Origin of the sequence: Demequina sp., assembly GCF_024642165.1 — a bacterium.
In the GTDB taxonomy this organism is placed as follows: domain Bacteria; phylum Actinomycetota; class Actinomycetes; order Actinomycetales; family Demequinaceae; genus Demequina.
In genome coordinates this window covers 1-7697 of sequence record NZ_JAHEBP010000099.1, presented here as the reverse complement: position 1 = coordinate 7697, position 7697 = coordinate 1, and the positions used below count along the sequence as shown (strand labels likewise).

The window sequence follows — 7697 nt, the reverse complement described above, 5'->3', positions numbered from 1 at the left end:
ACGCTGCGGCAGCCCAAGGTGTGGATCCCGGCGGTGGGCGTCGTCGGCGTTGCCGCGCTGGCGATCGGTCTGATGCTCACGCGGGCGGCGGGCACGGACGATGCGTCGGCGGCCGGCGCGCTGGACTCACCCAGCCCGTCCCTCACCCCGAGCGCCACGGCATCGCCCCACGCGACCCCGTCCGCGTCGCCGAGCCTCTCACCCAGCGCGACCACCTCGCCGAGCCCCTCAGCGAACCCGACCAGCGAGCCCGATTGGGTCGCGCGGGGCTTCGTGCTACCCGGCGATCTGCCTGAGACACGAGTCGTGCGCGCGTTGCGCTCGTCGGACGCCGTCCACATCTCGTTCGAGGGAGTGTCGGCGGACGGACGGACCATCGCGTACCTCGAGTCCGAGCAGAGGCCGCCGACGCGCGTCGTCCTCGCGGACGTGGACTCCGGTGAGCCGCTCCTCGACCTCGAGACACAGTCGCTCGGGTTGATCGAGTGGGACCCGACGCGCTCGTTCGTGGCCTTCGACGTCGCCGACGCCAAGGGCACGGACGTCCGCGTCGCCGACGCCTCCGGTGCGGTCACCACCGCGATCCGGCTCGACGGCGTCTGGGTGCACCAGCTCGCGTGGTCGCCGGACGGCCGCCTTGCGGTCTCGGTGGCGGACGCCGCCGCCTCGGCGGAGTCTTCCCGGCACGACGAGGGGCGTCCGAGGGCGACGGCCGACTCGGTTCTCGTCATCGACCTCGCGTCCGCGCGGGTGATCAGGGACCTGGGTGCGGGAACGTCGGCGTCCGTCACCCCGGACGGGAGCCTCGTGTACTTCCGCGCGCTCCACGGTGACACGTTCGACTTGATGGCTGCTCCAGTGTCGGGCGGCGCGGCCTTCGCCGTCGGGGGCGGTGACGGGATGCCGGTGAGCGCTCTGCGGCTCCGACGGCCCGTGGTCTGGGCCCCCGATGGGTCGGTGGGTGCCTACGTCGAGGGCGACATCGCGCAGGAGCTGCGCGTGATCAAGCCCGACGGAACGTTCGTCACGTCGGTGGTGCCGCGGATCCAGGAGCTGGACTCGTTGCTCGAGTTCTCGCCGGACAGCCGCTGGGTCTCCAGCGACGACATCACCTCCAGCGTGGCAGTCGCGATCGACGTGCGCACGGGCGAGGAGATCGAGTGGGATACGCAGGCCTATGCGCGCTTCACCAACAGCGGGAGCACGTTCGGCGCGATGACCTGGAAGCCCGATTCCTCGGGGCTCGTCGCGTCCACCGTCGATCGAAGGAGCGGCGACAGCCCCCGCATGCTCGAGCTGTCGCTGCGAGACTTCATCCTCGAGACGTTGAACCCGCCCCAGTGGGCCCGCGGCGAGTTCTCGTGGTCCGCCGACGGTGCGCGGCTGCTCTGGGCGGTTCGCGCGGATGACGACGGGCCCGCGGCGATCATGATGATCGACGGGAACACGTGACGAGAGACGAGCGTGCTGACCCGGACGAGACCCAGCGACATCTCACAATTTAAGACTGTGAACCACGATGTGAGATTCGCAGTCCGAATGGTGACACGCCCTCGAATCCCGGCGTACAGTCGACGCATGCAGACGATCCTTGTACGAGTTATCGGGCGCGCGGACAGCCACCCCTAACCCACGCATCGTCCGCGCGCATCCCCCAACAGCATCGGCCCAGAAGCTGGCGGGGGTTCTTTCATGCGAGGCGGACACCAGGATCGCCTCCCTACCCTCGACCAGGAGAGAAGATGGCACAGGTCACGGCCAAGCCGGGCGCAACATCGGCCCGCACCGCCCGCCAGGCGCCGAGCGCTCCCTCGCTCGCCCTGCCCACGCCCCAGGCGAACCCCGATCCGGCGCTCAACGGCGTCGAGATGACGGGCGCGGCGGCGATCATCCGCTCGCTCGAGGCCGCGGGCGCCACGGACGTCTTCGGCCTGCCCGGTGGCGCGATCCTCCCCACGTATGACCCCCTGATGGACTCGACCAAGCTGCGCCACATCCTGGTGCGCCACGAGCAGGGCGCCGGCCACGCCGCGCAGGGCTACGCCCACGCGACCGGCAAGGTGGGCGTGTGCATCGTCACGTCCGGGCCGGGCGCCACCAACCTGGTCACTCCCATCGCGGACGCGAACATGGACTCGATCCCCATGGTCGCGATCACCGGCCAGGTGGGCGCCGCGATGATCGGGACGGACGCCTTCCAGGAGGCGGACATCGTGGGCATCACGTCCCCGATCACCAAGCACAACATGCTGGTGACGGACGCCGCGGACATCCCACGCGCCATCGCCGAGGCCTTCTACATCGCCAGTCACGGCCGCCCCGGCCCGGTGCTGGTGGACATCGCGAAGTCCGCGCAGCAGGCGACCACCACGTTCCAGTGGCCGGGCCGCATCGACCTTCCCGGGTTCAACTCGGGTGCTCGCCCGCACAGCAAGACCGTGCAGGAGGCCGCGCGGCTGCTCGCCACGGCCCGTCGCCCCGTGCTGTACGTGGGCGGCGGCGTGATCCGCTCCGGCGCATCGGCCGGTCTGCGCAAGCTCACCGACCTCTCGGGCGCCGCCGTGGTGACCACGCTGATGGCGCGCGGCGCGCTGCCCGACTCGCACCCGCAGCACCTGGGCATGCCCGGCATGCATGGCACGGTCGCCGCCGTGGCGGCGCTACAGAAGGCTGACCTGGTGGTGTCCCTTGGCGCCCGTTTCGACGACCGCGTGACGGGCGCGCTCGACAGCTTTGCGCCGCACGCGACCATCGTGCACGCGGACATCGACCCCGCCGAGATCGGCAAGAACCGCGCCGTCGACGTGCCCATCGTGGGCGACCTCAAGGAGGTCTTCGAGGCCCTGGTGCCCGCCCTCGAGGAGGAGCACCGCAAGCATGGCAAGCCGGACCTCGAGGCCTGGTGGGCGCAGCTGGACGACTGGCGCACCACGTTCGCGCTGGGATACACGCCCACGGAGGACAAGCTGTCGAGCCCCCAGTACGTGATCCAGCGCCTGGGCGCGCTCAACGACCCGCAGAGCACCGTCTACACGTCCGGCGTGGGCCAGCACCAGATGTGGGCCAGCCAGTTCATCAAGTACGAGCGGCCCAACACGTGGATCAACTCGGGCGGACTGGGCACCATGGGCTTCTCCGTGCCGGCCGCGATGGGCGCCCAGGTGGGCGTACCCGACCAGACGGTGTGGGCGATCGACGGCGACGGTTGCTTCCAGATGACCAACCAGGAGCTGGTCACCTGCGCCATCAACGAGATCCCCATCAAGGTGGCGATCATCAACAACAGTTCGCTGGGCATGGTCCGCCAGTGGCAGACCCTCTTCTACGAGGGCCGCTACTCGAACACGGACCTGCACACGGGCCACGGCACGCGCCGCGTCCCCGACTTCGTGAAGCTCGCGGACGCGATGGGCTGCGTGGGCCTGCGCTGCGAGTCGGACGCGGACGTCGACGCGACCATCAAGCGCGCCAACGAGATCAACGACCAGCCGGTGGTGGTGGACTTCACCGTGTCGCGCGACGCGATGGTGTGGCCCATGGTCGCCGCAGGCCGCAGCAACGACGAGATCCAGTACGCGAAGGGCATCGCGCCCAAGTGGGATCGGGAGGACTGACCCATGACAAAGCACACCCTGTCCGTGCTGGTCGAGAACAAGCCTGGCGTGCTCGCGCGCGTCTCCGGGCTGTTCTCGCGGCGCGCGTTCAACATCCACTCGCTCGCGGTGGGCCAGACCGAGCACCCGGAGATCTCCCGCATCACCGTGGTGGTCGACGTCGATGAGCTACCCCTCGAGCAGGTCACCAAGCAGCTCAACAAGCTGATCCACGTGCTCAAGATCGTGGAGCTGGAGGACGACCGCTCGGTTCAGCGCGACCTGCTGCTGATCAAGGTGCGCGCCGATGCGCGCCAGCGCACCGACGTCCTGCAGATCGTCGAGTTGTTCCGCGCCCACGTCGTGGACGTGGCGCCGGACTCGCTGGTGATCGAGGCGGTGGGCAACCGCGAGAAGCTCGAGGCCCTGCTCGCGGCCCTGTCCGTGCATGACGTCCGCGAGATCGTCCAGTCCGGCACCGTCGCCATCGGTCGCGGCGCCCGCTCCATCACGGAGCGCGCGCTCGACCGTCTCGCCAGCGCTTGAGGCGACGGGACGATGCACGGGTGACCCCGGCATCGTCCCTCACCACGGCGCGTCCCACGCTGAGTTCGCACCCGTACGTTTCCCACCTCGTCAATACGTTCATCACTAGCAATGAAGGAGATCCCCAGCATGGCTGAGCTGTTCTACGAGAAGGACGCTGACCTCTCGATCATCCAGGGCATGAAGGTGGCCATCGTGGGCTACGGCTCGCAGGGCCATGCGCACGCGCAGAACCTGCGCGACTCGGGCGTCGACGTCCACGTTGCGCTGCGCGATGGCTCCAAGTCGGTCGCCAAGGCCGAGGACGACGGTTTCACCGTCCAGTCCGTCGCCGACGCGACCGCGTGGGCGGACCTCATCATGATCCTCGCGCCGGACCAGCACCAGCGCGGCATCTACGCCAACGACATCGCCCCCAACCTGACGGCGGGCAAGACCCTCGCGTTCGCGCACGGCTTCAACATCCGCTTCGGCTACATCGACGCCCCCGAGGGCGTGGACGTCATCCTCATCGCCCCCAAGGCCCCCGGCCACACGGTCCGTCGCGAGTACGTCGCGGGCCGCGGCATCCCGGACATCATCGCGGTCGAGCGCGACGCCTCCGGCACCGCGTGGGCGACGGCGATCTCGTACGCGGCGGCCATCGGCGGCACCCGCGCCGGCGTCATCAAGACCACTTTCACCGAGGAGACCGAGACCGACCTGTTCGGCGAGCAGGCCGTGCTCTGCGGCGGCACCTCTCACCTGGTCCAGTACGGCTTCGAGGTGCTCACCGAGGCCGGCTACCAGCCCGAGATCGCCTACTTCGAGGTGCTGCACGAGCTCAAGCTCATCGTGGACCTCATGTGGGAGGGCGGCATCGCCAAGCAGCGCTGGTCCATCTCCGACACCGCCGAGTACGGCGACTACGTCTCGGGTCCCCGCATCATCACGCCCGAGGTGAAGAAGAGCATGGAGGCCGTGCTCGCGGACATCCAGTCCGGCGCGTTCGCCACCCGCTTCATCGCGGACCAGGATGCCGGCGCCCCCGAGTTCACCGCGCTGCGCGCCAAGGAGGAGAGCCACCCGATCGAGACCACGGGCAAGGAGCTCCGCGCCCTGTTCGCATGGTCCGCCGCGAAGCAGGACTCCGACTACGTCGACGGCTCCGCCGCACGGTGACGGGCAGCACGGTGACTACCTACCGCCTCGCGGTGGTCGCGGGCGACGGCATCGGTCCCGAGGTGGTGGCGGAGGGGCTCAAGTGCCTCGCCGCCGCGACCGAGGGCACGGACCTCGTCTTCGAGACCACCGAGTTCGACCTGGGCGCCAAGCGTTGGCACGCGACGGGGGAGACCCTGCCCGACGCTGACCTTGAGGCCATCAGGGGTCACGATGTGATCCTGCTGGGCGCGATCGGCGACCCGACCGTGCCCTCGGGCGTGCTGGAGCGCGGGCTGCTGCTCAAGCTGCGCTTCGAGCTTGACCAGTACGTGAACCTGCGTCCGTCGCGGCTGTACCCCGGCGAGGTCTCGCCGCTGTCCAACCCCGGCGACATCGACTTCGTGGTGGTCCGCGAGGGCACTGAGGGCCCGTACGTGGGCAACGGTGGAGCGCTGCGCGTGGGCACGCCCCACGAGATCGCCACCGAGGTCTCCGTCAACACCCGTTTCGGCGTGGAGCGCGTGGTCCGCTACGCGTTCTCGGTGGCCGCCGGGCGCAAGCGTCAGCACGTGACCCTGGTGCACAAGCACAACGTGCTGGTGCACGCCGGTCACCTCTGGCGCCGCTCGGTCGAGGCCATCGCGCCGGAGTTCCCCGACGTGACGTGGGACTACCTGCACGTGGACGCGGCGACTATCAAGCTGGTCACCGACCCGGCCTCGTTCGACGTGATCGTCACCGACAACCTGTTCGGCGACATCCTCACCGATGAGGCCGCCGCGATCTCGGGCGGCATCGGTCTCGCGGCCTCGGCCAACGTCAACCCGGACAAGACCGGGCCGTCGATGTTCGAGCCCGTGCACGGCTCGGCGCCCGACATCGCTGGACAGCAGAAGGCGGACCCGTCCGCCACGGTGCTGTCGGTGGCGATGATGCTGGACTTCCTGGGTCAGCCGGAGCTCGCGGCGAAGGTCGAGGCCGCCGTGGCCGCCGATGCCGCGGCGAAGGCCGAGTCCGGCGCGGTCCGCACCACCGCTCAGGTGGGGGACGCGCTGGCGGCCCGCATCCGCGGCTAGTCGCCTGCCCCCGCTCACCTGCGCCATCGCGCTGGCGGGACATGACTGCCGGATTCGGGCCCGGATCCTGCGCTCATGTCCCGCCAGGGCGAGGCACTACTCTCAGACCCACCCCGATCCGCAGGAAGGCTCACCGTGACCGACACCGCCGCATCGTCCACAGCGGAGGCCTTCCGCGTGGTCCGCAACCCCCACGCCGCCACCCCAGAGGAGCGGGCCAAGAAGCTCGAGCACCTCAACTTCGGCGTCACGTTCACGGACCACATGGCCCGGGTGACCTGGACCGCCGACGGCGGCTGGGGCGACCGCCGCATCGAGCCCTACGGCCCGATCCCCATGGACCCCGCGTCCTCCGTGCTGCACTACGCGCAGGAAGTCTTCGAGGGGCTCAAGGCGTACCGGTGGGCGGACGGCTCGGTGAGGCTGTTCCGTCCGGAGGCGAACGCCGCCCGGCTGCAGCGGAGCGCATGGCGCATGGCGCTGCCGGAACTCCCGGCCGAGGACTTCATGGCGTCCATCCAGGCCCTCGTGGAGCTTGAGCAGGACTGGGTGCCCGACGCCCCCGAGACGTCGTTGTATCTGCGCCCGTTCCTCATCGGCACGGACGTGTTCCTCGGGCTGCGCCCGCCGAAGAAGGTCGATTACCTGCTGATCGCGTCTCCCTCCGGGCCGTACTTCTCCGGCGGCGTGAAGCCGGTGTCCATCTGGGTGGAGCGCGACTATCACCGCGCCGGTCCGGGCGGCACGGGCGCGGCCAAGTGCGGCGGCAACTACGCGGCGTCGCTGCGCCCGCAGGTCGAGGCGTACGAGCGCGGCTATGACCAGGTGCTCTACCTCGACGCCGCCTCGGGGCAGCTTCTCGAGGAGCTGGGCGGCATGAACGTATTCGCCGTGCGTGCCGACGGCACCGTGCTCACGCCGATCATCAACGGCAACATCCTCGAGGGCGTGACTCGCTCCTCCGTGATGCAGCTGATCGAGGACCAGAACCTCAAGGTGGTCGAGCGGGACATCACGCTCGCCGAGCTGCGCGAGGGTGTCGAGTCGGGCGAGATCACCGAGGTGTTCGCGTGCGGGACGGCCGCGATCGTCACCCCCGTGGGCCGCATGGGATCCGCGGACTTCGAGGTCACGGTGGGCGGCGGCGAGCCCGGCCCGGTCACGCTCGCGATCCGGCAGCGCCTCACGGACATCCAGTACGGGCGCGCCGAGGACACGTACGGCTGGATGCATCGGGTGGTCTGACTCCCGTTTGGTCCCACCCGCCGTCCCTTTCGGCCAGCCCGAACTCTTGGCGCACCCTCAGCCCGTTCCCAGGTTCGCTTTCTAGCGTGGCACC

Annotated in this window: 5 protein-coding genes and 1 pseudogene; all 6 read left to right on the top strand. The window is 69.7% G+C overall.

Features of this window, described 5'->3' with window-relative positions:
* A pseudogene (locus Q0L54_RS09030) lies at positions 1-1452 on the top strand (hypothetical protein); the annotation flags it as partial.
* 290 nt (positions 1453-1742) lie between these two features.
* Positions 1743-3614, top strand: coding sequence for an acetolactate synthase large subunit (locus tag Q0L54_RS09025; protein ID WP_296667402.1), 1872 nt, complete (start codon positions 1743-1745; stop codon positions 3612-3614).
* Between the two features lie 3 nt (positions 3615-3617).
* On the top strand, positions 3618-4139 hold the full coding sequence (gene ilvN / locus Q0L54_RS09020; RefSeq protein WP_296667400.1) for an acetolactate synthase small subunit: 522 nt from the start codon (positions 3618-3620) through the stop codon (positions 4137-4139).
* A 129-nt stretch (positions 4140-4268) separates the two neighbouring features.
* The gene (gene ilvC, locus Q0L54_RS09015; RefSeq protein ID WP_296667398.1) at positions 4269-5300 is read left to right on the top strand and encodes a ketol-acid reductoisomerase; all 1032 of its coding nucleotides are present in this window, start codon (positions 4269-4271) and stop codon (positions 5298-5300) included.
* An 11-nt stretch (positions 5301-5311) separates the two neighbouring features.
* The gene (locus Q0L54_RS09010) at positions 5312-6358 is read left to right on the top strand and encodes a 3-isopropylmalate dehydrogenase (RefSeq protein WP_296667396.1); all 1047 of its coding nucleotides are present in this window, start codon (positions 5312-5314) and stop codon (positions 6356-6358) included.
* A 135-nt stretch (positions 6359-6493) separates the two neighbouring features.
* A complete protein-coding gene (locus Q0L54_RS09005) occupies positions 6494-7603 on the top strand; it encodes a branched-chain amino acid aminotransferase (protein ID WP_296667394.1) in 1110 nt (369 codons plus the stop codon).
* Positions 7604-7697: the final 94 nt, after the last annotated feature.

Coding starts and splice junctions, on each gene's coding strand:
- Q0L54_RS09025 (WP_296667402.1), top strand. CDS start 1,743: ATGGCACAGGTCACGGCCAAGCCGGGCGCAACATCGGCCCGCACCGCC.
- ilvN (WP_296667400.1), top strand. CDS start 3,618: ATGACAAAGCACACCCTGTCCGTGCTGGTCGAGAACAAGCCTGGCGTG.
- ilvC (WP_296667398.1), top strand. CDS start 4,269: ATGGCTGAGCTGTTCTACGAGAAGGACGCTGACCTCTCGATCATCCAG.